The 1,038-nt window shown below is 44.2% G+C and carries 2 protein-coding genes; both read right to left on the reverse strand.

Going from position 1 to position 1,038, the window contains the following annotated elements:
* On the reverse strand, nucleotides 1-382 hold a 382-nt coding region (locus I3255_RS14790), incomplete at its 3' end, for a Clp protease ClpP (RefSeq protein ID WP_238039509.1).
* On the reverse strand, nucleotides 366-1,038 hold a 673-nt coding region (locus tag I3255_RS14795; RefSeq protein WP_238039510.1), incomplete at its 5' end, for a phage portal protein. The genes I3255_RS14795 and I3255_RS14790, both read right to left, overlap by 17 nt.

Below are 1,038 nucleotides of genomic sequence, written 5' to 3' on the forward strand. Positions count from 1 at the left end.
ATGCACTTTCTAATTCATCCTCACCACCCCAAGCACCAATAGCGGGGTCATGAATCATTAATTTCGCATTTTCTGGCATATGGACTTCATCACACGCCATCAAGAAATAACTAGAAATAGAAGCAACTAACCCATCAACAATACCCACTGTTTTACCTTTGTGAGCTTTAATGGCGTTATACATGGCCAACCCTTCATAAACCGAGCCGCCATAGCTCTGAATACGAAAATGGACATCTTGAGAGCCTATCGATTGCAATGCCTTAATCAAATCGATGGCAGCAATATCATAACTACCAATATCACCGTGGATCCAAACCTTTACTGGCTGATCATCCCCTTGATTGGTTAAGGTAAACCAGGATTTATTCTTTTTGGCCATCAGAAGCCTCTTTGGTTGAATGTTGTATTTTGGATTGAAGATTATGTGCAGGATCTGCCGTACTGACGATGTCATCATCATTCATCGCTTGACGCTCAGACTTAATCTCTCGGCGCACAGCAACCGGGTTATAATTTCGCTCACGTTGGAAATGACTAAGCGACTGCAAACCAAGGCGAGTCCCCTTTTCAATGCCTGTCATCTCTTTTGCGGGATCAATCCATGGCATTACTGGCGCTTGATAGATAGCATTTAGAATGGAATTTGGATCCACTCCTTTTGGAACAGTTAACACCTTAGATAAGATGGCCATCTGCAATGCCATTCGATATTGAGGTCGAGTCCAACTGGTTACGAACTTACGCTGCAAAATACGATAGCGAGCAAACGAGTCGATAAGTTCTTGCCGTTGGGCTGAGTAAGACCCGGTATAATGTCGGGTTACACTCGAACAGTTCACCCCTGAACCTGATGCAGCCAATCTCATCTGAGCATCACGAAAAGGACTGCTCATAGACTCTTGACGACGACTTTCAACAATGCCCGCATCCTCACCGGGAGCGAGTTCAAAACTGTTACCCATCCCAAGAAAGATATCGCCACCACGATCAAAACCATCATCTCCATTGGAGGTTGAATCTCGTTTAATAAAGTAG

It is taken from the genome of Psychrobacter sp. Ps6 (assembly GCF_022129235.1).
In the GTDB taxonomy this organism is placed as follows: domain Bacteria; phylum Pseudomonadota; class Gammaproteobacteria; order Pseudomonadales; family Moraxellaceae; genus Psychrobacter.